The organism is Chryseobacterium sp. GW821-FHT04C04, from assembly GCF_059420365.1.
In genome coordinates, this window is sequence record NZ_JBWKTO010000005.1 from 369,990 (window position 1) to 394,702 (window position 24,713).

Genomic DNA, 24,713 nt, shown 5'->3' on the forward strand with positions numbered 1-24,713 from the left:
AGAATGAAAAAAATCTTTGTAGTATCATTCATATCAGTTGGATATTTTCTGAACGCACAGAGTCTAAGCAACTCACCTTATGCAACTTATGGAATTGGAGATGTGAAATATGATAATACGATCGAAACTGCTTCTATGGGAGGTATATCTACTGCTTTTATCAGTGATTTTACCAGTAGTTTCAATTTTGCCAACCCGGCGAACAATGCCAATTTCGAACTTACGAGTATCAGATTGGAGGCTACCAATGAAAACAATTATTTCAAATCGAACTTTAACGATATGAAATCTACAAAGCATTCTACGTACCTTTCCAGTATTTCGTTGGCATTTCCGTTATCTTCAAAAGTAAAAATGGGAATCTCTTATCAGCCATACAGTTCTAAAAGCTACGATATTGTAACTGAGCAATTTGCTGACGATAAGACTCCTCTTTATAAAAATAACTTTAAAGGAAGCGGAACTTTGAACACCGCACAGGTAGCAGTTTCTTATAAAATCAATCAGGAACTTTCTGTGGGGGCAAGAGCCAACCTTTATTTTGGAGATCTTAGCGACCTTAACGAATTCCGTGCTTATAATGCTGCCACAGGTAGTTATGCTGGTGAATACGTGAATGGTTATCAGACTAAAAACAGAATCAGAAACTTTAACTTTACCCTTGGTACAAGTTATCAGACTTTAAATACACGTACTGACAAGAAGTTTACAGTAGGAGCTACTGCTACATTTGGTAACACGAGTAATATGACTACTGAATACATCAACAGTACCTACAGATATTCTGATGCTCAGGAAACGACAAAGGTTACCGGATCAGAAACAATTATAGAACAACAGAATACAAAATCTAAAAACCTTCTTCCATTACAGGCATCCGTAGGGGTTGGATATGGAAGTGAAAACCATTGGTTTGTATCTGGACAGGTTGATTATAAAAAAGGAGAAAACATCGCTTATTTTGGTAAAACTTTTGATTTCCAGGATAGCTACAGAATTTCTGCCGGTGGATGGTACCTTCCTAACTATAACAACTTCAGAAGCTACTTCTCAAGGGTAGTCTATAGATATGGGGCTTTCTATGAAAGAGGAAATCTTAATCTGGATGGAACAAGCATCAACAAATTCGGTATCTCCGGAGGGGTAATGCTTCCATTCAAAAACAGCAGTATCACAAGAATGAGTGGTCTTGAAATAGGAGTAGAAGTTGGAAAAAGAGGAACTCTTAGCAACAACCTGATCAATCAGAATTTCATCAACCTGAAAATCGGCTTTAATTTTGCTGATAAATGGTTCAGAAAGACTCTTTATAACTAGAATGAATTTTTCAGAAAAAATATCATATAAAAATATAGCATGCCTTTTTAGTTGTGCTATATTTTTTATATTGACATCCTGTGAAGAGGATCTTACCAAAAGAAATGGCAGTCAAAGTAAAAACTTCCCTTCACAGATTATCAACAACGCCAATATTATACAGCGCGACTCTGGCTTTGTCACCTTAAAAGCCAAAGCACCCATCATTGAAAAATATGAGCTTATCGACAGCCCGTATGTTGTAGCCAGAAAAGGAATTGATATCGAGTTTTTTGATAAAAAGAAACCTAAAGTTCCGGGAAGGATTACAGCCAAATACGCCAGAATCTTTGAATACAAAAAATTCTACGAAGCCAAAGGTGATGTAAGAATAAAAACCAATGAAGGACAGAGATTTGCGATGCAGAGTATTTATTGGGACCAAAGAAAGAACAGAATCTATACTAAAGATACGGTGTATGTCACCATGGAAGACGGCTCTACTCTAGTGGGTGCCAATGGAATGACTGCTAAAGATGATTTTTCAGAATATACGTTCTATAACAACTCAGGAGATTTCAGTTCAAAAAGAATTTCCGAGAACAAAAAATAAATCCAAGAAGAATGAAAGCTCTTGCTATTGGACTGATGTCCGGGACGAGTCTGGATGGTTTGGATATCTGTCTTGCAGCATTTGAAAAACAGGACAAATGGACCTTTCAAATCCTGAAAGCCGAGACATTACCTTATTCTGAAGATTGGGAAAACAGACTCAAAAACTCCATTCACCTTTCTGCTGAAGACCTACTGGAACTGCATTCAGAATATGGCTTTTATCTGGGAGAGCAGGTTAAAGAATTTATGCATCAGCATCGGCTTGAAAATATCAGTCTGATCGCATCCCATGGCCATACCGTTTTTCATCAGCCTCAGAGAAAATTTACGCTGCAGGTAGGTGACGGCAGAGCAATCAAACTGAAAACCGGAATACCTGTCATCTATGATTTCAGAAGTCAGGACGTCCTGCTGAAAGGAAACGGAGCTCCACTGGTTCCCATAGGGGATGAATTGCTTTTTTCAAAATACAGTGCTTGTCTGAATCTTGGTGGATTTTCCAATATTTCTTTACAGTCAGACGGAAAAAGGATCGCTTTTGATATTGCTCCTGTTAATATTGTGTTGAATCATTTAGCGAAAAAGCTCCATAAAAGTTTTGATGAAAACGGAGAACTTGCAAAAAAAGGAAAAATACATGAAGCTTTACTTGATGAGCTTAACAATTTAGATTTCTATCAGCAATCACATCCGAAATCATTAGGAATAGAATGGTGCCATCAACATGTTTTTCCGGCTCTTGAGAATATCGAAATTTTAGATGCCCTTGCCACTTTTACAGAGCACTGTGCCCAGCAAATCGCACATGTCATCAATAAGAACAATATAAAAGATATCCTTATCACCGGAGGGGGCACTTATAACTCTTTTTTAATTGAAAAAATAAGAGCAAAAACAAAATCCGAAGTCATCATTCCTGAAAAAGAGATCATCGATTATAAGGAAGCTTTGATCTTCGCCTTTATGGGGGTGTTAAAAATAAATAATGAAGTGAATGTATTGTCTTCCGCCACAGGAAGCTCCTATGATCACTGCTCGGGGATCATTGTATAGATAAACTTACTTTCATAGATTTATTTCATTTACTAACTCGGCTAAGGAAATATCAAGTGCATAAGCTATAACAGAAATAGTGAAAATACTGGAAGTAACCTTTCCCTTTTCAATCTTATAAAGATACTGTCTATCCTTCCCTATCATCATAGCAAGTTCTGTTTGTGAAAGTTTTTTCTTTTCACGAAATGTTCTTACCCGATTACCTAATTCGATAGGTATTCTTCCCTTTAATTCTGAGTTTTTATTTTCTTCAATATATTTCACTTACGCAGTATGCTAATAATGTATTAAGTTTTGTGCCGACCTCAGAAGGCTATTATGACTTCGTTCAAAATAAGTATATTTACAATTATACCGATCAGGTAGGAAACATCAGATTAGCGTATTACAAATATGCTTCCGGAAACCTTAAGGTAGACAGAACTACCCATTATTATCCTTTTGGATTGGAGTTTGGAGACTACTTGGGAACTTCTCTTTCGATATCTGCAAACTATAAATATTCCACATAGGGACAGGAGAAACAACAGGAAACAGGCTGGAGCTCCTACAGATGGAGGAATTATTATGCTGTAATGGGAATGTTTTTTAATGTGGATCCGTTAAGTGAAAAATATAACACTTGGTCTACCTATGCTTTTAGTGGAAATAGAGTAGTTGATGCAAAAGAATTGGAAGGTTTAGAGCCTGTAGATTTTAGAAAAAGTGATGGATTTAAAAATTTAGTGTAGTGCAGGGACATACCGGAGACACTAAAAAAGGCTATACACAAGCCCAAAATCGAGGAGACGGTTCTGTTGATACAAAAGGCCTTGGAGCTTTAAATCAGTTAAGTAGTAAAGATACTAAAGTAGTGATTTTTGATTCTTCTCAAAATGAAAACACAAAAGATGATATAAATTCTACAATCTCTAGTTTTAATAAAAATCATCCTGACGGTATAGTTGCTGCTGTTGGGCATAGTTTACGAGGAGACAACCTTGTCGAAAAAGTAAATGAAAATAAAGAGTTAAAAGTAGACTTGATGGTTACTTTAGATATTATGGATTGGTATTCAGACACTAAAATACCATCGAATGTATCAAAGGAAATTAACTACTATCAAACAAAAGATTTTTATGGTGGAGAAAAAGTAAAACCTACAAGTAGTAATAAAACAACAAAAATTTCCAATATCCATGCTCCTAAATCAAACCATAAAAGTATTGATAATGAATTAAGTAAAAGAGTAACAGAAATTGTTAAAAAAGAAATCAGTAAAACTAAAAATAATCACTAATGAAAAAACTTACACAAATTATTCTAATTATTTCCCTAGTTTATGCAGCCCTATTATTATATTTTCAGTATGACTACTTTTTAGAATTCACTCCAGTGATTATACTCTTACTGGCATTTAATTTTTATCTGATCTACAAATATAATAGTAAAAGGAAAAACTATCTTTTTAATAGTTTATTATTTATTTTTTTAATTATTTGTTTTGCTTTCGGAGCAATATTAAGACAAGATTGGAATCTATAAGATAAACCATAACCGAAGACTTTCCCTTTTTGAGACTTTCAAGAAAATTGGTTCCCACGAAAGATATATAAAAACAAGTAGCCATAAAGACTATCTGTTTTACTTCTTTGAAGAAAAATCAATATTTACAACTATACAGATCAGGTAGGAAACATCAGATTAGCGTATTACAAAGATGCTTCTGGAAACCTTAAGGTAGACAGAACTACCCATTATTATCCTTTTGGATTGGAGTTTGGAGACTATTTAGGAACCTCTCTTTCGATATCTCCAGACTATAAACACTCTACTCAGGAGAAGGAGAAACAAACGGAAACAGGATGGAGTGATTATGGAGCGAGAATGTATATGTCAGATATTGGACGGTGGGGAGTTTTGGATCCATTGGCAGAGATTTCCAGAAGATGGAGTACTTACGCTTATGCGTATAACAATCCTATTAGATTTATTGACCCAGATGGTATGCGAAACAAAGATGTAATACTTTCAGGAGATCTTAAAGATAAAGCGTTTGAACAGCTTCAAGCAAAAGCGGGAAATCTTAATCTACAAATGGATTCAAAAGGGAAAGTTAGGGGAAGTATTAAAAGCGGTGCAACAGCAACAGATGCTGAATTAAAGTTATTAGAAGCAACAAATGATTCTTCTGTTGTGGTCAATTTAGATGCCACAAGTTCAAATAGTGTTGATAATACACCTATTTTAGGAGGAGCCTTTGGTGGAAGTGAAATAGATGACAATGGCATTGTTCAAACAAATCAAATTATGAATCCGAATCAAGCAGAAATAATTGAAAATACTACTGGACGGCCAAAAGGAGGAACTGTGTTACATGAAATTCTTGAATCCTATATTGCAGGAAAAAATAACCCCGGAGCGCCTGGGTTTGGAATTGGAGGAGATTTGAGTGAAAAACCATACCTTAATGCGCATAATGCAGCAAAACGATTAGATCCTATTCATAATAATTATACTGTATCACAAACCATAGATTCTGTGGATGCGACCATTGGAGGAACTAAATTTGGAACAGTAACGACTTACATTAATGTGACAAAAACAAAACCGCTAATTAAAAGCAATGGGGAACCACACAAGAGAAAAACAGTGACAAGCATTATTAAGGTTCCTGTTGCAACTGCAAAAGATATTAGATTAAGAAATTAAAAAAATGAAAAATTTTACATTAATTCCAGTACTCATTTTAAATTCATTTCTTTATGGTCAACAAAAAATTGAGATAAAAATAAAGAAAGTCATTGAATTTGAAAAATCGTATGTTTTTAAATTTAAAAATTTAAAAACGAGAAAAGTAGATTATTTTTTCTCTTATAAAAAAGACATTTGTAATGAGGGAGCGAAAATTAATAAAGGTAAAAAATATACTATTATAATGTCTGAATTTACTATTCCTCATCAAAATGATGGAAATAACTACTTGATGGGTGTGGATAATTTTACACTACCTTCTCATCATAAATTATACTATTCTGACAATGTCAAAGGCTTGTATGTCTGTAAACAATAATCCCATTAAGAAATGAAGTTACTTATTGAGGCTTAGTTAAAAAGTTGTTTTATAGGCCTGTTTTGGAAATACGGATCAGGAAACATCAGACTGGCATATTATAAAGATGCTTCCAGTAACCTGAAAATTGACAGGACTACGAACTATTATCCATTTTGGTTAGGGTTTGGAGGAGAGTTAGATCTTAATGGTACACTATCTCCTAATTACAGATACTCCACTCAGGGGCATTAGTACTGGTAGTGAATCTACAAATAAAAAAATTAATTCTTTTCATCCTTCCATCCAAAATCAAATGAAATCATTCATATTAATGGCAAAATATAGATTTGATGTAGATTTAAGGATAACAGATGGTTTTAGATCAGTTGAAGAGCAGAATAAGTTATATGCAAAAGGTAGAACAGCACCTGGAAGCATTGTGACAAAAGCAAAAGGAGGGCAAAGTAATCACAATTTTGGATTAGCTGTTGATGTAGTTCCTATGGAAAATAGAAAATTAAATTGGGAAACTAAGAATTGGAATTCAATTGGTCAGATAGGGGAAAATAGAGGGCTTGAATGGGGTGGCAGATGGAAATTTTTAGATAGACCGCATTTTCAAAATTTACAAGGAAAAACATTAAAACAATTACAGGCTTTGCCTAAAAAATGGATTACCAATATTAAGATATTAAGACAATGAGAAATATAATACTAACATTTTTATTATTGACATTAATAAATTGCAATATGAAGGACAGTAATAGTACTACAAGTTCTGAAAAAGTATCCTTAAGTCAAAATGACTTAATAAAAAAAGATACTGTAATTACTTATAGTATTGAGGGCATTAGTTCTGAGGGAACAGAAGCAATAGTTACCTATAGAAGTAAAAGGATTTACGAAAGTAAGATTAGCATATATGGGGAAACGGGTCAAGCAGAGCTGATTTATAAATTTTATCCTGCAAAAATTGAAGTGACAGAAAAAAGGTATAAGTACAAAGATGATCTCAAAAGCGTAAATAGTAAAGATGATCTGATTTTGGCAAATACAATAAAATACAATATTGATTATGAAGGACAATTGTTATCAAATAATCCAAAAGAACATATAGATATTTTTAAAGAATTTAAAGGAATTGTTCCTTTTGAAATACAATAAAAGCCAATCAAAGGGGAGCAATTAGCTTTAGCCAGTGATTTTATCATGACAATATGACTTTTAAATAGTCGATTTTCTATTATTTTTAACCACAAGAAAGGATTGGATCACTCCTCTGTGATCATTTTTTAGGAATTGTATAACAACAAAAAACCTTCATTTTTGAAGGTTTTTTTTATTATTTATAAGCTTCGATCTTATCGGTAAGCGTATTGATAAAGTTCTGTAATGGTTTTTCTACCATCATTTTGATGAAAGGATTAAATTTCCCTTCAAACAACATCTGAACTTCAGTCTGATTTTCACTAATTGGGTTTAAAGTTGCTGTTAATGTAAAATCCAAGCTTGAACTTGCAGATCTTAAAACAGCCTTTTGATCATCTACTTCATCTATTTTTAACGCGATTTCCGGCATTCCTTGTAATCCAAATTTAAATCCGTTATCTCTTGTTTCAAACTTTTGAAGACCATCCGGCATAAAATCTTTGTAATTTTCAGGTGATTTTAGCAATTCGGTAAGCTCTTTAGATGATTTATTGACAATAATCTTTCGTCCTTCTAAATTCATTTTTTATTTTTGTATTTAAATTCTTAACTCTTACAAATGTATAAAGTTTTTATCAACGAAAAAAAATTATTAATATCTAAGCATCCTGAAGAACTTGAAAAAAAGCTTGGGTATGAAAATTATACGACTTTAGAGATCGCTCTTGATCTTTTGGAGAATACTTCTGTGCAGGAACTGAATGTATATGGTGAGAATTTGGACGAAATCTGGCAGGAATTCCAAAAGCTTTTCAGAATTATAGAAGCAGCAGGAGGCCTTGTCAATAATCCTGAAGGTAAGATTCTTTTCATCAAAAGACTTGGTAAATGGGATCTTCCCAAGGGGAAAATGGAAAAAGGAGAATCCAGAGAAGAGTCTGCAGTACGTGAAATAGAAGAGGAAACCGGTCTTAAAGATGTTGAACTTCTAAAATTCATCAATACCACCTATCATATTTATATAGAAAGAAATGGTGAGAAAATCTTAAAATGCACCCATTGGTTTGAAATGAGCTTCGATGGAGAAGACACTTCCAAGCCTCAAATAGAAGAGGGCATTACTGAAGTAGCCTGGAAAACGACATCACAGATTGAGAATGAAGTATTTCCGAGCACTTTCAAAAATATTCAACTCATTGTACAAGAATTCTGGGATTTAAAGATTAAATAAATTTAATATTAAAAACCGGAAGCTGGAAAAGGGAGACTCATTTTGCTATTCTGAACCGTTCTCCCCTACAGCTATATTTTTTTGATGTACACTCCATCAATTTCTGAAATCTATACAAAGTCAATCAGTTTCTCAAGGGCAATTCCTCTGGATCCTTTCAACAATATGTTTTCAGATTGAATTTTATTCTGTTTTAAATATTCCATCAATACTGTTGTATTTTCAAAAGCAAGATCTGAAGAATTAACTGCCTTAAAATGCTTTCCTACAGTAATAATTTCATCGAAATTCAGATCCTGAGCCAGTTTTAAGATGTTTTGGTGCTCTTTCTCGCTTTCATCACCCAGTTCAAGCATATCTCCGATAATAATGGTTTTACGGCCTTCAAAACTGATGAAATTATTCAATGAAGCAGTCATAGAGCTTGGGTTGGCATTATAGGTATCCAGAACCAGGGTTCTCCCCTCTTTTTTCACCACCTGCGATCTCATATTGGTCGGTGTATACAATTCCAGAGCATGTTGTATTTTTTCAAAACTGATTCCGAAATGAAGTCCAAGACTTGCTGCTGCACAGAGATTGGTAAAATTGTATTCTCCTGTCAGTTTTGAAACAGCTTTTACTCCCTGATAAGTTAATCCTACAAAATGCTCTTCCGAAAAAGATTCAAAATTGTAATCGGATGTTTCTTTTCCAAAAGTAATCTTAGGAGAATAGTTTTCAGTTTTTTCAATCTGAATAGGATCGTTCTCGTTAACAACAATGGTTCTATGATTGTTTTTAAGATAAGCATAAAGCTCAGACTTGCCTTTAATCACTCCTTCGAAACCTCCGAAGCCTTCTAAATGAGCTTTCCCAAAATTGGTAATATATCCGAAATCAGGTTGAGAGAGGGTACATAGAAATTCTATTTCTTTCTGATGATTGGCTCCCATTTCTATCACAGCTATTTCGTGTTCTGGTTTAATGGAAAGAATCGTCAAAGGAACTCCGATGTGATTATTCAGATTCCCAGATGTGTACTGAACATTAAATTTTTCTGAGAGAACAGCATGAATCAATTCTTTTGTGGTGGTCTTTCCATTACTTCCTGTAAGTCCTATAAAAGGAATGGTAAGCTTGCTTCTGTGATAGAGAGACAGCTGCTGCAAAAACTCAAGGGTAGACGGAACATAGAAAATATTTTTATCTCTGTTTTCAAATTCCGGAAGTTCAACAATTACAGCCAAAGCTCCATCATCAATGGCTTTTTCCGCTAAGGTAGCCGCATTGAAATTCTCCCCGGAAAAGGCGAAGAAAATATCATTCTCTGCTATTTTTCTGCTATCAATAGTCACTTTTGCGGCCTGCAGAAATAAAGGATAAAACTGTTCTATATTCATGTGGAAATATATATATATTTTTTAAAGAGGTCACATGCAATCGCCAAATCTATATGAGTATTTTAGATTTTTTAACCAAAGCGATTTCATGGTTCAAAAATAAAAAAACCTTCCGGAAATCCGGAAGGTTTTTTATAAGTATTTTTTGATAAATATTATCTTCTAGTTCTACTCTTATCGTTAGTTCTGGCATCCTGTGCAACACGGAATCCTACCCAACCATAAGCTCTGTTTTGATTTTTATATCTTCTTTGTCCCGGGTCCAGCCAATACGCTGTATCCTGCCAAGAACCACCTTTTACTACTCTAACCTCGTTAGAAATTCCAGAAGTTCTTTCTTTAGTATCTTTCTGTAGCTTCACTCTACCCGTTCCATCTACAACGAAACTTGTTTTAGGAGCGTTATACATATCAAATCCTGCAGCAGAATCTGAAGCTCTGTAATATTCTAAAGAAGATTGTCTGTCACCATCTCTGTAGTTTCTGTAGTCAGCGATAGTCTGTCTTTCGAATTGTCCAGGAAGTCCTTTATACACTAATCTTCCGTCAGCCAAAGTATCATACTTGATAGTACCTTCGTCGATCATTTTATAAGTTCCGTCACCGTTTCTTACGATCGCTTGAGGCATATTTCCTCTATAGTAGTTGAAATCACTGTAATCCTCATCAATGATCGGTCTGTAAACATCGGCAGTCCATTCTGAAACGTTACCGAACATACCATACACACCAAGATCATTAGATGGATACTTTCTTACATCAGAAGTTTGTGCAGAACCATCGTTCTTCCATCCTGAGATACCAGAATAATCCCCTTTACCCATTTTAAAGTTTTCAAGGAACATTCCTCTGTCTCTTCCTTTAGTACCTCTTAATCTTTCGATTTCAGGTTTTTTACCTAAGTATTGGTTATATTCTCTGGTTTTTGCCATACCAAGAGCTGCATATTCCCATTCTACTTCGGTAGGAAGTCTGAACTTCTGTACCATTGCAGAATTTGGAGCTCTGTTGGCTGCAAGCAATCTCTGGTTTGTAGTTTTCATACCAGTTTTTTGCTGCATTCTTTTCTCATTAATATATCCCTGCATTTCAGGATCATTCGATTTGAATTTATCCATGTTGAATGCAGTTCCTCCTTGGTTATTGGATTCGTTGATATACAAATCTTTAGCAATAATACCAGACTGCATCAAAGCTTTTTCGTTCGCTCTGTCTGTCAGCCATTCACAGTATCTGTTTGCCTGTGTCCAAGAAACTCCTACAACTGGATAGTAATCGAATTCCGGAGAACGCAAATACGTTTCATTATAATCGTTTCTAGCTAATTTGTTGTCCCATAATAAGGTATCCGGTAAAGCACCGTTATAGATCTCCTTAAAGCTCGGGTCACTTGGTGGGAATACATACTTCAACCATGTCAGGTATTCGCGGTATTCGTAGTTAGTAATTTCAGTTTCTCCGATAAAGAATGAGCTTACCTGCATTCTGCGAGGTGTGTTATTCCAATCGTGCATAACATCATCTTTCACTAATCCCATCGTAAAAGTTCCACCTTCTACATATACCATTCCAGGCCACCCCTTCTGCTTCTGTTGCTTTCCTGCAAAAAACCAACCTTGTTTCTCGTTTGGTTTCCAACCTGTTTTGCTGACAAATTTTTTGGTACCGCCACCCTTGCTGGTTCCTGATCCGCCACAGCTGGTTAATGCAAGTGTAGAACTTAATGCTATTAATGAAAACAACTTTAGTTTTTTCATAGTTGATATAAATATTTTCAAAGTACAAAGAAAAAATAAATTATTCAATAAATCAAGTAAACATTTGATTTTTTTGAAAAACGTTAACAAATTAATTTTATTGTATCGCAATTTAATTCTAAAATTTTCATTTATTTTGTAATTTAGCAATTTCAATAGTAAACATGAAACGAAAAATTACGCTTTTATCTTTAATCGCTTTTGCATCAACACTTTACGCCCAGAGAAACACCATAGAATGGAGTGGCTCTAAAATTCAGGATTTTGGTGACACAAAATTGAATCTTCCAAATTTTAAAAATGAAGGTTTTTCTTTCAACCAAAATAATGTTTTTATAGTAACCAAGCAAAAAATTGGAGAAAAGCAATTAAAAATTTCAGACCTTGTCTGGGAAAACGTTTCCAATCAGGATTTATTTGAACTGGATAAGGGCAGTCTTCCCAGTTATGATGTGGCAGATGTTGCTTATTATAATTTAGATGGAGACAGCTATGCAAGTGTGAGTATCGCTTTATTTAAAAATGTAAAAGGCCGTGTTCAGAGATTATCCTCATTTAATGTTTCAGAAGCCTCCGCATTTGTCAATACTACAGGCACTGTCAGTAAAATAGGATCTAACATTAACCCATTATCAAGTGGAAATTTCTACAAAATAAAAGTAGACAAGTCCGGAGTATTCAAAATTACCTCTCAATTTTTAAAAGATAACGGAATCAATCCTGGTTCTGTAAATCCTAAAAATTTCAGAATCTATGGAAACGGAGGTGTAATGCTTCCTGAGTTTAACCAGGATGCCAGATACGGAGCTTTACAGGAAAATGCCATTCAGGTAGTAGGTGAAGATGATGGCGTATGGAATGATAATGATTACGCCCTTTTCTATGCACAGGGACCTGATGGATACAATCTTTATGACACTTCCAATGGAAATGGTTTTAAAAGAAAAGATACCCGATTCAGCGAAAGAAGCAATAATGTCAAAAATATATATGAGGATTTCTCTTATTACTATATCAACTTTGACAAAGGTTCCGGTAAAAGGGTTCCAACGGTTGATGGAACTCTTCCTGCCCAGGTAATTACAAGATACGACAATTATCAGGTGATCAACAAAGATCAGAAAAATCTGTTGAAAGTGGGAAGAACATGGGTAGAGGACACTCCTTTCAACAATGAAAAAACAATAACGTTTACTACCAATTCGCCCATACAGGCGAATGATGTTGTACGATACAGAACACAGGTGGTTGCTTATAATTCACAACAGAATACAATTGATTTTAAAATCAATAATTTAAATCCGCACCCACTGCAAACGATTCCTTCCGATACATCAACATATCAGTATACCTTCTATCCTGTAACCTATACAGGTTCTCTTACCAATCTTACCGGGAACCAGATTACAATGGTTTTAAACCCTGATATTTCCAAAAACCCTAACGGAACTTTCTATTTTGATTATGTAGAAGTTCAGTATAAGGAAAATCTGGCTTTCAATGGTTCGCAGATGAATTTCAGAGATTATTCGATTGTAAGTGGAAGCAATACAGATTATGGTTTCAGCATTAGCAACGCTGCTAATATTGAACAGGTATGGGATGTAACGGATATTACAAATGCTACTAAAAGGGTGAATAAAGGAGGAGCCGGTTCTTTCAACTTTGCCTATACTGCCGCTGATCAGAATTTCAATAATGAATTTGTGGCTTTCCGTGCTGATGCTGCTTTCAGTCCTCAGTTTGTAGGAAGAATTTCGAATCAGAATCTTTCTGCTTTACAAAATGTAGATTACCTTATCCTTACTGTACCTGAAATGATGGGCCAGGCACAAAGACTTGCCAGCTACCACCAGACCAATCATAATTATAAGGTAGAAATTGTAGACGTTAACAAGATCTATGAAGAATATGGCAGCGGAAGCAAAGATCTTACTGCTGTAAGAGACTTCGTAAGTAAACTTAATACTCCTCTTGGAAGACTTCAGTATGTATTTATTCTGGGGGATGCTTCATTTGATTATAAAAATAGGATTCCTAATAATACAAATGTTGTTGCCAGCTACCAGAGTGAGCAGTCTTCAGATTATGTATCATCATTTGTAACGGATGATTATATTGTAATGACCAAGCCGCAAACCACATTATTAATTGAAAATAATTTACCGGATCTGCCTGTTGGTAGAATTCCAGCCGCGAATACCAGTGAAGCTGGAGATATGATCAATAAAACGCTGGCTTATTATAATTCTCTTCAGGGACAATCAAGTCCTTTCGGAGACTGGCGTATGAGACTTGACTTCGTAGTGGATGATAATAATGAAGGAGGAAGTCCTTTCCACAATGTCATGAACAGCTCTCTGGTTAGTATATTTGAACAACCTGGCCAGACAGACCTGAAAGAATATAATGTTAAAAAATTATATCTGGATGCCTTTACCGCTCAGAGTACATCCGGAGGCCGAAGATATCCACAGGTAAACCAGGCTATTTCCAATGCTATAGGAAACAGCTTATACCTTTTCTATTTCGGACATGGAGGAATCAACGGCTGGGCACAGGAAAGAGTATTGACAAGTACTGAGGTTCAGAATGCCAATAACTTCTCCAATGTATACAGTAGGTTCCCGTTTGTATCTACCATCACCTGTGAATTTACTTTATGGGATGAGCCTTCAACCAACTCTGTAGGAGAACAGTTTATTAAAATGAAACAGGGAGGTGCATCAACAATGATTACTTCCAGCCGTGCCATTGGGGTAGATTACGGACGTGACTTCACCAATACATTGACTCAAAATATATTTAAGCTAACCAACGACGATTTCAACTCATTAGGAAATGCTCATTTAATTGCTAAAAAACAAAAGGGTCCCAACAATAATCACTTAAAGGTAAACTTATTGGGTGACCCTGCTATGAAACTGAGCAGACCACAAAGACTTCTGGTCATCGACAATATTGAAACCCCTGTTCCGGGATTGATAAGAGGTTTGGATTTTGTTAAAATAAAAGGACACGTCAATAATACGAACGGAACATTGAACAGTACCTTCAACGGAAAGGTTAGCATCAATATTTTCGATAAGAGATTAAATAAGAAAACTTTAAATAACAATGGAGTTTTGTCTCCTGTATTAGATTATACTGAAGAAGGAAGCGCCATTGTAAAAGCTGCCGGAACTGCTGTGAACGGTGTATTCACTGCCGAATTCTACGTTCCTAAAGACATCAACTACGCAGTAGGTCAAGGAAGAATACTAGCCTACGCAGACAACAAGTCTACGGATGTTTTCAACAACCAGGCTGTACAGGTAGGTGATATCAACCCTAACGGAATTAATGATAACCAGCCGCCAAAGGTAAAACTGTATATGAATAACACCAACTTTGCAGATGGTGGAATTACCAATCAGAACCCTATGCTTCTGGCTTGTCTTACAGATGATACAGGAATTAATTCAACCGGATCAGGAGTCGGTCACGATATTACCGTATACCTTGACGGGCAGATTATCAACACCGTTGTTTTGAATGATTTTTATGCCCCTGGAGAAGGAAACGGATGTTTAAACCCAAGTCTTGCCGACTATCAGAAAGGAAATGTGACCTACCCTTTCAGAAATATGTCAATCGGACAACACCAATTGACATTTAAAGTTTGGGACATAAACAATAATTCGACAAGCGCTACGTTAAATTTTGAAGTTAAGGATGAATCTGACCAGCACCTGACTATCAACCGTCCGCTGAACTGGCCAAATCCATTTACAAATAAAACATATATTCAGTTTGAACACAATTGTGATGATATTCTGGATGTGAACGTACAAATTTATACAATAACGGGAAGATTGGTAAGAACTTTATCACAACCGGTGGTAGCAGAACCGTTCCTACAGGGCTTTAGAACCCCTCGTCAGGCGATAGAATGGGACGGAAGAGATGATTTTGGGGCTACTGTTGCAAAAGGTACGTATATTTTTAAGATATTTGCAAAAAGTCAAAATCAAGAAAAATGCAAAGGAAGTGCTACAGCTGTAGAAAAAATGGTACTTTTGAAATAATTAAATAATACATAGACAATAATATTAACAAAAAACTGATAATATATAAAAGACAACATATGAATTTAACTACTAAACTGCTTTTAGGATTTGGTTTGAGTGCTGGTTTTTTAGGCTATTCGCAAGATTTAGGTAAAGTAAACCCAGTTCTTACCGGAGCTCCTTTCCTAAGAATTGCTCCTGATGCGAGATCGGGAGGTATGGGAGATCAAGGGGTGGTAACCTCTCCGGATGCATTTTCTCAATTCTGGAATGCGGCTAAATATCCTTTCAGCAGAACAAGTTCTTCCGTAGGTCTTAACTATACACCTTACATGGGAAAACTTACCAATGATGTATTCTTATTATATGCTTCGTTCCACAAGTTCTTGGGGCAGGAAGAAAGATCTACAATTTCTGCAAGTATCTATTATTTCAACATGGGACAGGTAGACCTGACTCAGTTGGTAGGTACAGAAATTGCATCAATGGGTACATCAAAACCAAACGAATTCTCAATTGACGTTGCCTACGCTTTGAAGCTTTCCGATTCATTCTCTGGTGCTGTTACCGGTAGATTCATCCGTTCAGACTTAGCCGGAGGATTCAACACAGATACTACACTTAAGGCTGCAAACAGTTTTGCAGTAGACGTTTCAGGATACTATACTTCTCCAAGATTCTCCAGTATTGGTGGATATGATGGGAAGGTAAATGCAGGTTTGGCGATTCAGAACTTAGGTCCGAAACTGGATTATACAGGAAATGAAGAATCAAGATCTTATCTTCCGACGATGGCAAGATTAGGGGTTGGATATGACATGTACCTGGATGATATGAACAGAGTAGGAATCTCTGTAGAAGGTTCAAAACTTTTGGTTCCTGGATCTGAATATGCAGGAATAGATCCTAATACAAGACAGCCTATTTATCAAATTCCTAACGTAGGGCCAATGGCTGGTATTGGAAAATCTTTCAAAAACAAAAACAGTATCATGTACAGTGGTGCTTTAGAATATTCTTATGACAATGCTTTTTCTGTAAGAGGAGGTTACTTCCATGAAAGTGAAGAGCAGGGAGCAAGACAGTTTGCAACAGCGGGTGTTGGACTAAGATACCGTTCTTTCGGACTTGATCTTTCTTACCTGATCAATATGTCTAAAATCAACAGTGCATTGGATAATACTCTTCGTTTCGGTCTTACCTGGAACATTGGAGAAGAAACATCCAATAACGATCGTTAATAAAAGCAACAGCTATATAAAAAGCCTCATACATCGTAATGAGGCTTTTTTTGTCAATGGTGAATCTTCAATCCGCTGCGCTTGTCAATTTCACATACTACAACCATTCACCATTCACTTTGCAAAGCAAAAATTCACTATTAATCTTTAAACAGTGTAATGGTATAATCAAGAAGTCTTCCATCCCCATAATCCCCATGCCCGGGAACGACGATTTTCACATTGGGATATTCTTTTTTTACTTTTTCAACAGTATTGGACCACGCAGAAACATTAGCATCTCCCAAATATCCTTTGCCAGCCTCAAGTTCTTTCAACAAACAGCCTCCAAACAGAATATTTTCACTTGGGAAATACCCCACTGCATTATCCTTTGTATGGCCTTCCCCAAAAAATTTTGCAGTGACCTCTTGATCGCCTACTTTCAGAACAACTGCATCATTGAAACTGTTTTCAGGAATAACAAAATTATTTTCTTTGGCCAATTCAATTGTTTTAGCATATGAATAAGAAGGAATATTATGCTTGTGGAATGCCATCAATCCACCTAAACTATCATCATGGAAATGGGTAGGAATAACCGCATTGATTTTTGCATGGAGTTTTTCATTAATCCATTTAATCAGCTCTTCAGAACTTTTATCATGAGTGGGAGTATCAAAAACAATAGTTTCATCACGATCTTTTACAATCAATCCATTACAAGGTACATTTCCGAAATCATGGGTCTGTTTGAAGGAAGTATGAATAAAAGAATGTTCTGAAATCTGAGTAATGATCAGCTCATTGGATTTATAAATTTCTTTTGCTTTAAAGGCATCTTTATTCCGCGATCCGCAACTTAGAATAATGAAAGACAATAAAATGACAGCTATAGTATTAATACTAATCTTCATGAGCCTGAATATTTAAGAGTTGAGATAAGCTAAGGTAAGAATTCATAAAACATGATTGGTCAGCGGAAATGTTAAAGTGAATCCTCAATCCACTTTTGTTTCTCTGTTTACTTTTAAATAGTTAGTGACTCATTAAAAAATATAATATTTAAGTTAATAAAAGTCTCTTTTTTATGGCGCTTTTCTTAAATTCAATAACTATTTTTGTAATATGAACTATTCGGCGGAACTAAAAAAATTTGTAACCAGTCAGTATGTATATTCTGCCATCAGAATTACATTAGCTACTGTTCTGCCTTGTCTAGTCCTCGCCCACTTCGGGATTTTGAAAGAATACTTCCTCTTCCCTCTCGGAACCAGCTTTGTAGCCCTTACGGATCAGCCCGGTCCATTTATCCGAAGAAGAAATGCCCTTACCTTTGCGATCTTCTGTTTTGTTTTTGTGGCACTCATTGCAAGTCTTGTGATGAATATTAAGATATTGGTTCTTCTTGAGGTTATTATATTCGGGATGTTTTTCTCACTCATTGGGGTTTATGGTCAAAGATTGGCTGCTGTAGGCTCATTATCCCTGGTTGTCCTTGCGATCTTTATTGACGGGCATCTTACGGGAAGTAATATCTTTAAAAGTCTGCTGATCTTTGCTTCAGGCTGTATCTGGTTTTTACTCATATTCCTTATTGTAACAACCATACGCCCTTATAAACTGGCGAGTCAGATGATTGGAGAAAATTATCTTCAGCTGGCTGAATTTTTAAAGATTAAAGCCAATTATTACCAGAAAAATCCAGATTTTAATAAACTGACCACTCAGGTTATTGCGAAGCAGATTGCAATCAAAAACCTGCAGGAAGATACCAGAGAAACGGTTTTTAAAACGAGAACCATCGTCAATGAATCTACAACTACCAGCCGTTTGTTGATGCTGATGTTCCTGAATTCTATGGACCTTCATGAGAAACTGATGACTTCTGAAAGTGATTATCAGAAACTTCAGCAGAGTTTCGAAGACAGTATGATTCTGGTGAATATCCATGATTATCTCAATCTTTTGGCAGAAGAGATTACCAATATAGGAATCGCCCTTCAAAGCGGAACCAGAGCAAAACCACTGTCCGATCTGGAACTGGAATTAAAGAACTTAAATTATAATTATTTCGAGCTTAGAAATAAACAACTGTCTTCCGACAACCTGGAAAACTTCATGATCCTGCGTCAGATCCTGATGCGTATCTATGAAATCACGAAAGAAATCAACGAGATCTATAAAGTATTTTCTCAGAATATAAAACTGGCGAAGAGTTTATCCACAGGATTAGATTTGAAAAAATTTATGCCTAATGAGCCTAAACTGAATGCTAAGGTTTTAAGAAATAATATTTCATTATCATCTTCCCATTTCCGTCACGCCATAAGAATTACAACCGCTTTATTGCTGGGGTACCTTTTCTCTATGTTTGACCTTCTGGGACTGGGACATACTTACTGGATATTAATTACCATTACGGCTATTTTAAAACCTGCTTATTCCATTACAAAACAGCGAAATCTTCTTCGTCTCTATGGAACCATTGCCGGAGCAACGATTGCTTACGTTATTCTGCATTTTATCCATATTAACGGAGTATTATTGGCTATCCTGCTCATCAGTATGATCATGTGTTTCAGCTTTTTGAAAGGACGGTATTTCTGGGCAGTATTATTCATGACTATTTATGTTTTCCTGAGTTTTAATTTTTTAAATCCTGGAAAGGTCAATATCATTTTTAAAGACAGAATCGTTGATACAGCGATTGCGGGAATCATTGCTTTTGCAGTGTCTTATATTGTATTGCCGGTCTGGGAACATACCCAAAATCTGGAGCTGATGAAAAAGTCTGCTGCAGATAACCTTATCTATTTCCAGAGTGTAATTTCTAAGTTCCTACAGGGGAATTTTGACCTTGAGGAGTATAAAGTAAAAAGAAAAAATGCCATCATTTCTTTGGCCAATCTTTCCGATAATTTTCAGAGAATGATTTCTGATCCTAAAAATCAGCAGAAAAAACTGGAAGTAGTGCATCAGTTTGTAGCAACATCCCATTTGATCACAGCCTATACCGCTTCGTTATCTCAATATTCAAAAAGTAATGAGGAATATCCTGAAATAGATGCCGAAAGCTGGAGCAGAAAAATTGAAGCAGAAATGCAGCAAACCTCTACCCTTCTCAACGGAAATGATGTGAACGAAACCCTGAAAATGGAAAGCCGTCTTGAGCCGGAAGATTCTTCCATTGAAGATATGCTGTTGAAAAGAAAAACCGAGATTGAAGAAAACGATATCGTTGACAGAAGAGATCCTGACAAAATATCACATTTGACGGAGCTTAAAAATATCCTCGACATTCTGGAGCTGATCTATGATGTCGCAAAAGAACAGAGAAAGGTCATCGAAAAATACAAAAACGAAACAGATCCTACTCCTATTCCTCCACAATCGTAAAGCAGTAGTCGTCAAAAAACTCTACCCTGGCCTTGAATTCATCTGAAAACTGATCGTCATATACACGGCAGCTTATTTTATGAAGATGCTTCAGCTCAAAAGATTTCACCTCATAATTCTTCTTTAAAGACCAATATTTTGAGTGATGAATTTTGTACATGCTTTCCTTTACACTCCATATAATAGTGTAAAAAGTATCGGCTTTATCTTCGGGAATGAATCCGCGCTCATTTTCATAGGTGAATTTATCGATTACCCTTAAAATCTTAGGGTTGAATTTTTCGACATCAATCCCTATTTTATTTTTAGAAATGGCAATGGCGGCAAAGGGAAAAGAATGCGTAATGGAAATTTCCGCATCGTTGGGAGAAAGAAAAGGTTCTCTTTCTTTATATAAAATTTTAGAATGAGGTTTTAGTCCTTTCAGGAGTTTACGGACCATCAGGACTTCAAGGAGTTTCTTAGGATGATAATCTTTCACCTTTTCAGCATTCTCCGGCTCCAGAAGTTCGTTGATATCAAGCTCTTCATCCTCATCATATTTCCAAACAAGGATCGTGGCATTATCATCTGAAAAATCTCTGTAAAGGGGCATTCTTTTTTTATTGGACAAAAATACTAAAAAGAAACCATTAGTGGAAAAGAAGAAACGAAGATGGGAGCTAGAGGATGGAAGTTGCTACTCGTTATAAAAACAAATTCTTTATTTGATTAATCTTTATAAACCTTAAGCTTCCTTCTCCCAGTCCCCAGCTTATTTATTTAGATTGGTGATTCGCATCATTTCTATGCTCTACAATGTCAAGATTGGCATCTACAAAATAAGCACTTCCAAATCCGTTCACATAAGATCCTTTTACAGGCTGCAAAGCAATTAAAATAAAATCTCCCATTCCGGAAATAACATCCACTACTTTTCCGTGAGTTTCTTTAAGTTTAGCCACTACCTCATTCCATACCTCAGAATCTCTTTCAATTTGAGAAGGTGCTGCTTCAATAGTCAGACGTTCGCGGGCATAGATTTGTTTGGTCGCAGATTCGTCTTCAATAAACATGATAGAGGCATTTCTTCCATCAGCAAGATTTTTTGTATGTTTTGCCATGAAAGATACCAGGATATAAAACGTCTGTTCCACCTGTACAAAAGGGGCATAGCTGGAATTAGGAATTCCTTCAGCATCCACTGTAGCCAGGATGATACTTTTGGAAGCATTGATGAGCTCCTGTACTTTTGGGGCAATAGGCTTAGCACTCTTTTCTGTATGACTATGATTCATAATATATATATTTTTTTATCCGCTAAAATTAACTATTTATATTAAGACTAAATAATATTAACTCATGTTTAATCTCATACACCTGAACTTAATTTTGCCGTTTTTATATCTTAATTATTAATCGTAATTTTGCCTTTCGTTATCAATTGAATTTAAAAACTATTCATTACATATGAGTACTACAACACAATACGTTCCTTACAAAGTTAAGGATATCTCCCTTGCAGAATGGGGTAGAAAAGAAATTACCCTTGCAGAAGCAGAAATGCCTGGTCTGATGTCTATCCGTGAAGAATACGGACCTTCTCAGCCACTGAAAGGAGCAAGAATCGCAGGATGTCTTCACATGACTATCCAGACGGCTGTGCTTATCGAGACATTGGTCGCTTTAGGAGCTGAAGTTACCTGGTCATCTTGTAATATTTTCTCTACACAGGACCACGCTGCTGCGGCTATTGCTGCTGCTGGAATTCCGGTTTATGCTTGGAAAGGTTTAAATGAAGAGGATTTTGACTGGTGTATTGAGCAGACTTTATTCTTCGGTGAAGACAGAAAGCCATTAAATATGATTTTGGATGATGGTGGTGATTTAACAAACATGGTTTTTGATAAATACCCTGAATTCACAAAAGATATCAAAGGTCTTTCCGAAGAAACTACGACAGGAGTACACAGACTGTACGAAAGAATGAAGAACGGAACTTTGGTAATGCCTGCTATCAACGTAAATGATTCAGTAACTAAGTCTAAATTCGACAACAAATACGGATGTAAAGAATCTGCTGTAGATGCAGTAAGAAGAGCTACAGACGTAATGTTGGCTGGAAAAAGAGTGGTAGTTTGCGGATACGGAGACGTAGGTAAAGGTACAGCTGCTTCATTCAGAGGAGCTGGTTCTATCGTTACTGTTACAGAAATCGATCCCATCTGTGCGCTTCAGGCTGCAATGGACGGTTACGAAGTAAAAAGATTAGATACCGTGGTAGATAATGCTGATATCGTTATCACAACTACAGGTAACTTCAATATCGTTAGAGGAGAACATTTCCTTAAAATGAAAGATAAAGCTATCGTTTGTAACATCGGTCACTTCGACAATGAAATCGATATGGCTTGGTTAAACAAAAACTATGGTCAGACTAAATCTGAAGTGAAACCTCAGGTTGACATCTATACTATTGAAGGAAAAGAAGTAATTATCCTTGCAGAAGGTAGATTGGTAAACCTTGGATGTGCTACAGGCCACCCAAGTTTTGTAATGTCTAACTCTTTCTCAAACCAGACTTTGGCTCAGATCGAATTATGGAACAACTCTGCTGCTTATGGAAACGAAGTATATATGCTTCCTAAGCACTTAGATGAAAAAGTAGCTGCTTTACACCTTAAGAAATTAAGCGTTGAGCTGGAAACTCTTTCTCCTGAACAGGCTGAGTATATCGGAGTAGACGTAAAAGGGCCATTCAAGCCTGAATACTACAGATACTAGAATCTATATAAAACATGATATTATCCCACTATTTCTAAGATAGTGGGATTTTTTTATGCAGAGCCATAAGGCATTCTTTATTTTTGTCAGCAAAAAAATAACATGAAAAATTTCTTATTTCTAGGGTTGATGAGCTCTGTAGTATTCTTTAACAGCTGCAGCAGTAATGATGATAATGATGGGACTAATACCCCTTCTGAACCAAAGGTATTATTGAGCAAAATTACTATCGTTTATTATGATAATCCGGCTCAGCCACAGACCAGTATACAAACTATAGAATATAATAATCAGGGTGAACTTATAAAAACATCGTCAGCTTCAGGAACTTCCATGTTCGAATACAGTAACGGAAAACCCTCTAAAACCACTTATTATAAACCAGATGGAACGGTAGACTATTATTCATCTTATACTTACAATGGAGATCTGCTTACGACAGTTAAGGCAATCTACACTACTAATCCGGATTACAACAGAACCATTACCTATAATTATAATACCAGCGGGCAGGTGATTTCTTCAACGCTTTGTCAGTCACCAAACTGTTCCAATCCGATCGTAGATACTTATGCTTATAATGGAAACAATATTTCATCAGAAACGTCAGAGGGCGGAGGATCCAGCTATAGCACTAAAATTGTGTACTCTTATGATGATAAACTGAACCCATACTCTAATATCAACAAATATCTCAAAATTATGATGGGAGGAGCCTATACCGTAAGTCAAAACAATTATCTGACAGAAAAGATAAGCTATAAAAGTAATGGTGTCTGGATACAAAATCAAACCAGAACTTCCACCATCCAATACAACAGCGCTGGCTTACCTACTCAGGTTATCTCAAAAGAAGCTAACGGAAACCTTTCCGCCCAATACAATTACGAATATATTACTCAATAAGATACGAGCTCTCCAATTTGGGGAGTTTTTTATGAGCTGATCCCGCTATCCGCTCATACTCCTCACGCCATAGCCTTCCCATACCTTAACTCTTCAACTCTCCTACTCTTGCTCCGGGGTAACCGCTGCTATCGAGGCTAGGGAGGAATTATGAATTATCAATTTTTGTTCAGTCTTATAAACATTCAATAGGAACGGACTTAAGTCCGTTTTTACTATTCAATAAAAGTCCATTGGCTTTAGCCAAAAATTAATGATATCTCTACCGTATTTTACCCATATTTTCCCTCTGTTAGAGCTCTATTTATAAAAAATGAATATCTTAGCCCCTTAAATAAAACAGTAAATACATGAAAAAACAAAAAGTCTCGAATGCATTCATCGCTGCATCTTGGGTGGCATTAGGAGCCGGAATGATCGGTTTCATCGTGGGTCTTGTGAGGGCTGAAATGCTTCTGAATGAGAAAGGATATTATTTCACCATCCTTCTTTATGGCTTATTTGCCGTTGTTTCTCTGCAGAAAGCAGTAAGAGACCGATTAGAAAATATTCAGGTAACCGATATTTATTATGGCATTTGCTGGTTTGCGACATTATCATCCATTATACTACTAGCCATAGGACTTTGGAATGCAACCATTCTTCCAAGTGAAAAAGGTTTTTATGCCTTTGCCTTTTTGCTCGCTCTCTTCGGAGCTATTGCAGTCCAGAAAAATACCAGGGACAATATGATTCAGGAATAAAGTACAACTCTCCATTTTGGAGAGTTTTTTATTTTATCAAAAAAAAAAACAAAATTCAAAACAAACACGAAAAACATCATAAATATTTTAAATTTTTGTTATATTTATATCGA

The 24,713-nt window shown here is 35.9% G+C and carries 23 protein-coding genes; 16 read left to right on the plus strand and 7 right to left on the minus strand.

Going from position 1 to position 24,713, the window contains the following annotated elements; genetic code table 11:
• The first annotated feature begins 3 nt into the window (after positions 1–3).
• Genes bamG through AC07UM_RS18525 form a run of 3 tightly spaced genes read left to right on the plus strand, consistent with a single transcriptional unit; the run spans position 4 to position 2,964 of the window.
• Positions 4–1,317: a BamG family beta-barrel-assembly machinery protein gene (bamG, locus tag AC07UM_RS18515; protein WP_494681525.1), complete on the plus strand. Its 1,314-nt coding sequence runs from the start codon at positions 4–6 to the stop codon at positions 1,315–1,317.
• Between the two features lies 1 nt (position 1,318).
• Positions 1,319–1,909, plus strand: a complete 591-nt coding sequence (gene lptC, locus AC07UM_RS18520) for an LPS export ABC transporter periplasmic protein LptC (RefSeq protein ID WP_103232933.1) — start codon at positions 1,319–1,321, stop codon at positions 1,907–1,909.
• Between the two features lie 11 nt (positions 1,910–1,920).
• Positions 1,921–2,964, plus strand: coding sequence for an anhydro-N-acetylmuramic acid kinase (locus tag AC07UM_RS18525; protein WP_494681526.1), 1,044 nt, complete (start codon positions 1,921–1,923; stop codon positions 2,962–2,964).
• A gap of 12 nt (positions 2,965–2,976) precedes the next feature.
• Here the strand turns inward: AC07UM_RS18525 and AC07UM_RS18530 are convergent, their stop codons facing one another.
• The gene (locus tag AC07UM_RS18530) at positions 2,977–3,231 is read right to left on the minus strand and encodes a helix-turn-helix domain-containing protein (RefSeq protein WP_494681527.1); all 255 of its coding nucleotides are present in this window, start codon (positions 3,229–3,231) and stop codon (positions 2,977–2,979) included.
• Positions 3,232–3,263: 32 nt separating this feature from the next.
• Between AC07UM_RS18530 and AC07UM_RS18535 the strand changes: the two genes are divergently transcribed.
• The 6 genes from AC07UM_RS18535 (at position 3,264) to AC07UM_RS18560 (ending at position 7,165) form a co-directional block, all read left to right on the plus strand.
• Entirely contained in the window at positions 3,264–3,479 is a 216-nt protein-coding gene (locus tag AC07UM_RS18535) for a hypothetical protein (protein WP_494681528.1), read from the plus strand.
• A 218-nt stretch (positions 3,480–3,697) separates the two neighbouring features.
• Entirely contained in the window at positions 3,698–4,246 is a 549-nt protein-coding gene (locus tag AC07UM_RS18540; RefSeq protein WP_494681529.1) for a hypothetical protein, read from the plus strand.
• A 473-nt stretch (positions 4,247–4,719) separates the two neighbouring features.
• Positions 4,720–5,658, plus strand: a complete 939-nt coding sequence (locus tag AC07UM_RS18545; RefSeq protein ID WP_494681530.1) for an RHS repeat-associated core domain-containing protein — start codon at positions 4,720–4,722, stop codon at positions 5,656–5,658.
• A gap of 4 nt (positions 5,659–5,662) precedes the next feature.
• The gene (locus AC07UM_RS18550) at positions 5,663–6,019 is read left to right on the plus strand and encodes a hypothetical protein (protein ID WP_494681531.1); all 357 of its coding nucleotides are present in this window, start codon (positions 5,663–5,665) and stop codon (positions 6,017–6,019) included.
• A 295-nt stretch (positions 6,020–6,314) separates the two neighbouring features.
• On the plus strand, positions 6,315–6,704 hold the full coding sequence (locus AC07UM_RS18555) for a M15 family metallopeptidase (protein WP_494681532.1): 390 nt from the start codon (positions 6,315–6,317) through the stop codon (positions 6,702–6,704).
• Between the two features lie 47 nt (positions 6,705–6,751).
• Positions 6,752–7,165, plus strand: a complete 414-nt coding sequence (locus AC07UM_RS18560; protein WP_494681533.1) for a hypothetical protein — start codon at positions 6,752–6,754, stop codon at positions 7,163–7,165.
• Positions 7,166–7,343: 178 nt separating this feature from the next.
• Here AC07UM_RS18560 and AC07UM_RS18565 read toward each other — a convergent pair whose 3' ends face one another.
• Positions 7,344–7,733: an SRPBCC family protein gene (locus AC07UM_RS18565; RefSeq protein WP_124533789.1), complete on the minus strand. Its 390-nt coding sequence runs from the start codon at positions 7,731–7,733 to the stop codon at positions 7,344–7,346.
• A gap of 36 nt (positions 7,734–7,769) precedes the next feature.
• Here AC07UM_RS18565 and AC07UM_RS18570 point away from each other — a divergent pair, with 36 nt between their 5' ends.
• A complete protein-coding gene (locus tag AC07UM_RS18570) occupies positions 7,770–8,381 on the plus strand; it encodes an NUDIX hydrolase (RefSeq protein ID WP_494681534.1) in 612 nt (203 codons plus the stop codon).
• Between the two features lie 110 nt (positions 8,382–8,491).
• Here the strand turns inward: AC07UM_RS18570 and AC07UM_RS18575 are convergent, their stop codons facing one another.
• Both AC07UM_RS18575 and gldJ read right to left on the minus strand, forming a co-directional pair.
• On the minus strand, positions 8,492–9,763 hold the full coding sequence (locus AC07UM_RS18575) for a UDP-N-acetylmuramoyl-tripeptide--D-alanyl-D-alanine ligase (protein ID WP_494681535.1): 1,272 nt from the start codon (positions 9,761–9,763) through the stop codon (positions 8,492–8,494).
• A 155-nt stretch (positions 9,764–9,918) separates the two neighbouring features.
• Complete coding sequence (gene gldJ, locus AC07UM_RS18580) at positions 9,919–11,520, minus strand: gliding motility lipoprotein GldJ (protein ID WP_494681536.1); 1,602 nt, start codon at positions 11,518–11,520, stop codon at positions 9,919–9,921.
• A 164-nt stretch (positions 11,521–11,684) separates the two neighbouring features.
• Between gldJ and porU the strand changes: the two genes are divergently transcribed.
• Both porU and porV read left to right on the plus strand, forming a co-directional pair.
• Positions 11,685–15,587 carry a type IX secretion system sortase PorU gene (gene porU, locus AC07UM_RS18585; protein ID WP_494681537.1) on the plus strand — a complete coding sequence of 1,301 codons (3,903 nt, stop codon included), beginning with the start codon at positions 11,685–11,687 and terminating at the stop codon, positions 15,585–15,587.
• Between the two features lie 59 nt (positions 15,588–15,646).
• On the plus strand, positions 15,647–16,810 hold the full coding sequence (porV, locus tag AC07UM_RS18590) for a type IX secretion system outer membrane channel protein PorV (RefSeq protein WP_034699905.1): 1,164 nt from the start codon (positions 15,647–15,649) through the stop codon (positions 16,808–16,810).
• 140 nt (positions 16,811–16,950) lie between these two features.
• Here the strand turns inward: porV and blaCHM are convergent, their stop codons facing one another.
• Complete coding sequence (gene blaCHM / locus AC07UM_RS18595) at positions 16,951–17,706, minus strand: CHM family subclass B1 metallo-beta-lactamase (protein WP_494681538.1); 756 nt, start codon at positions 17,704–17,706, stop codon at positions 16,951–16,953.
• A gap of 211 nt (positions 17,707–17,917) precedes the next feature.
• On the opposite strand from blaCHM, the gene AC07UM_RS18600 reads away from it, so the two are divergent.
• Positions 17,918–20,188 (plus strand): FUSC family protein, encoded by a 2,271-nt coding sequence (locus AC07UM_RS18600; RefSeq protein WP_494681539.1) that lies wholly within the window; start codon positions 17,918–17,920, stop codon positions 20,186–20,188.
• Here the strand turns inward: AC07UM_RS18600 and AC07UM_RS18605 are convergent.
• Together AC07UM_RS18605 and AC07UM_RS18610 are read right to left on the minus strand one after the other, a co-directional pair.
• Entirely contained in the window at positions 20,169–20,783 is a 615-nt protein-coding gene (locus tag AC07UM_RS18605; protein ID WP_494681540.1) for a 4'-phosphopantetheinyl transferase superfamily protein, read from the minus strand. The genes AC07UM_RS18600 and AC07UM_RS18605 overlap by 20 nt on opposite strands.
• Positions 20,784–20,946: 163 nt before the next feature.
• Positions 20,947–21,465 carry a HugZ family pyridoxamine 5'-phosphate oxidase gene (locus AC07UM_RS18610; RefSeq protein WP_494681541.1) on the minus strand — a complete coding sequence of 173 codons (519 nt, stop codon included), beginning with the start codon at positions 21,463–21,465 and terminating at the stop codon, positions 20,947–20,949.
• Positions 21,466–21,637: 172 nt separating this feature from the next.
• Here AC07UM_RS18610 and ahcY point away from each other — a divergent pair, with 172 nt between their 5' ends.
• The 3 genes from ahcY (at position 21,638) to yiaA (ending at position 24,600) form a co-directional block, all read left to right on the plus strand.
• The gene (gene ahcY / locus AC07UM_RS18615) at positions 21,638–22,951 is read left to right on the plus strand and encodes an adenosylhomocysteinase (protein ID WP_124533807.1); all 1,314 of its coding nucleotides are present in this window, start codon (positions 21,638–21,640) and stop codon (positions 22,949–22,951) included.
• Positions 22,952–23,053: 102 nt separating this feature from the next.
• A complete protein-coding gene (locus AC07UM_RS18620; protein WP_494681542.1) occupies positions 23,054–23,857 on the plus strand; it encodes a hypothetical protein in 804 nt (267 codons plus the stop codon).
• Between the two features lie 350 nt (positions 23,858–24,207).
• Entirely contained in the window at positions 24,208–24,600 is a 393-nt protein-coding gene (gene yiaA, locus AC07UM_RS18625) for an inner membrane protein YiaA (protein ID WP_103234617.1), read from the plus strand.
• Positions 24,601–24,713: the final 113 nt, after the last annotated feature.

Excerpts from the sequence above, each read along its gene's own strand:
- lptC (WP_103232933.1), top strand. The coding sequence starts at position 1,319 with ATGAATTTTTCAGAAAAAATATCATATAAAAATATAGCATGCCTTTTT.
- AC07UM_RS18600 (WP_494681539.1), top strand. The coding sequence starts at position 17,918 with ATGAACTATTCGGCGGAACTAAAAAAATTTGTAACCAGTCAGTATGTA.
- AC07UM_RS18550 (WP_494681531.1), top strand. The coding sequence starts at position 5,663 with ATGAAAAATTTTACATTAATTCCAGTACTCATTTTAAATTCATTTCTT.
- bamG (WP_494681525.1), top strand. The coding sequence starts at position 4 with ATGAAAAAAATCTTTGTAGTATCATTCATATCAGTTGGATATTTTCTG.
- AC07UM_RS18620 (WP_494681542.1), top strand. The coding sequence starts at position 23,054 with ATGAAAAATTTCTTATTTCTAGGGTTGATGAGCTCTGTAGTATTCTTT.
- porV (WP_034699905.1), top strand. The coding sequence starts at position 15,647 with ATGAATTTAACTACTAAACTGCTTTTAGGATTTGGTTTGAGTGCTGGT.
- porU (WP_494681537.1), top strand. The coding sequence starts at position 11,685 with ATGAAACGAAAAATTACGCTTTTATCTTTAATCGCTTTTGCATCAACA.
- yiaA (WP_103234617.1), top strand. The coding sequence starts at position 24,208 with ATGAAAAAACAAAAAGTCTCGAATGCATTCATCGCTGCATCTTGGGTG.
- AC07UM_RS18570 (WP_494681534.1), top strand. The coding sequence starts at position 7,770 with ATGTATAAAGTTTTTATCAACGAAAAAAAATTATTAATATCTAAGCAT.
- AC07UM_RS18525 (WP_494681526.1), top strand. The coding sequence starts at position 1,921 with ATGAAAGCTCTTGCTATTGGACTGATGTCCGGGACGAGTCTGGATGGT.
- AC07UM_RS18610 (WP_494681541.1), bottom strand. The coding sequence starts at position 21,465 with ATGAATCATAGTCATACAGAAAAGAGTGCTAAGCCTATTGCCCCAAAA.
- gldJ (WP_494681536.1), bottom strand. The coding sequence starts at position 11,520 with ATGAAAAAACTAAAGTTGTTTTCATTAATAGCATTAAGTTCTACACTT.
- AC07UM_RS18560 (WP_494681533.1), top strand. The coding sequence starts at position 6,752 with ATGAAGGACAGTAATAGTACTACAAGTTCTGAAAAAGTATCCTTAAGT.
- AC07UM_RS18605 (WP_494681540.1), bottom strand. The coding sequence starts at position 20,783 with ATGCCCCTTTACAGAGATTTTTCAGATGATAATGCCACGATCCTTGTT.
- AC07UM_RS18555 (WP_494681532.1), top strand. The coding sequence starts at position 6,315 with ATGAAATCATTCATATTAATGGCAAAATATAGATTTGATGTAGATTTA.
- AC07UM_RS18575 (WP_494681535.1), bottom strand. The coding sequence starts at position 9,763 with ATGAATATAGAACAGTTTTATCCTTTATTTCTGCAGGCCGCAAAAGTG.
- blaCHM (WP_494681538.1), bottom strand. The coding sequence starts at position 17,706 with ATGAAGATTAGTATTAATACTATAGCTGTCATTTTATTGTCTTTCATT.
- AC07UM_RS18565 (WP_124533789.1), bottom strand. The coding sequence starts at position 7,733 with ATGAATTTAGAAGGACGAAAGATTATTGTCAATAAATCATCTAAAGAG.
- ahcY (WP_124533807.1), top strand. The coding sequence starts at position 21,638 with ATGAGTACTACAACACAATACGTTCCTTACAAAGTTAAGGATATCTCC.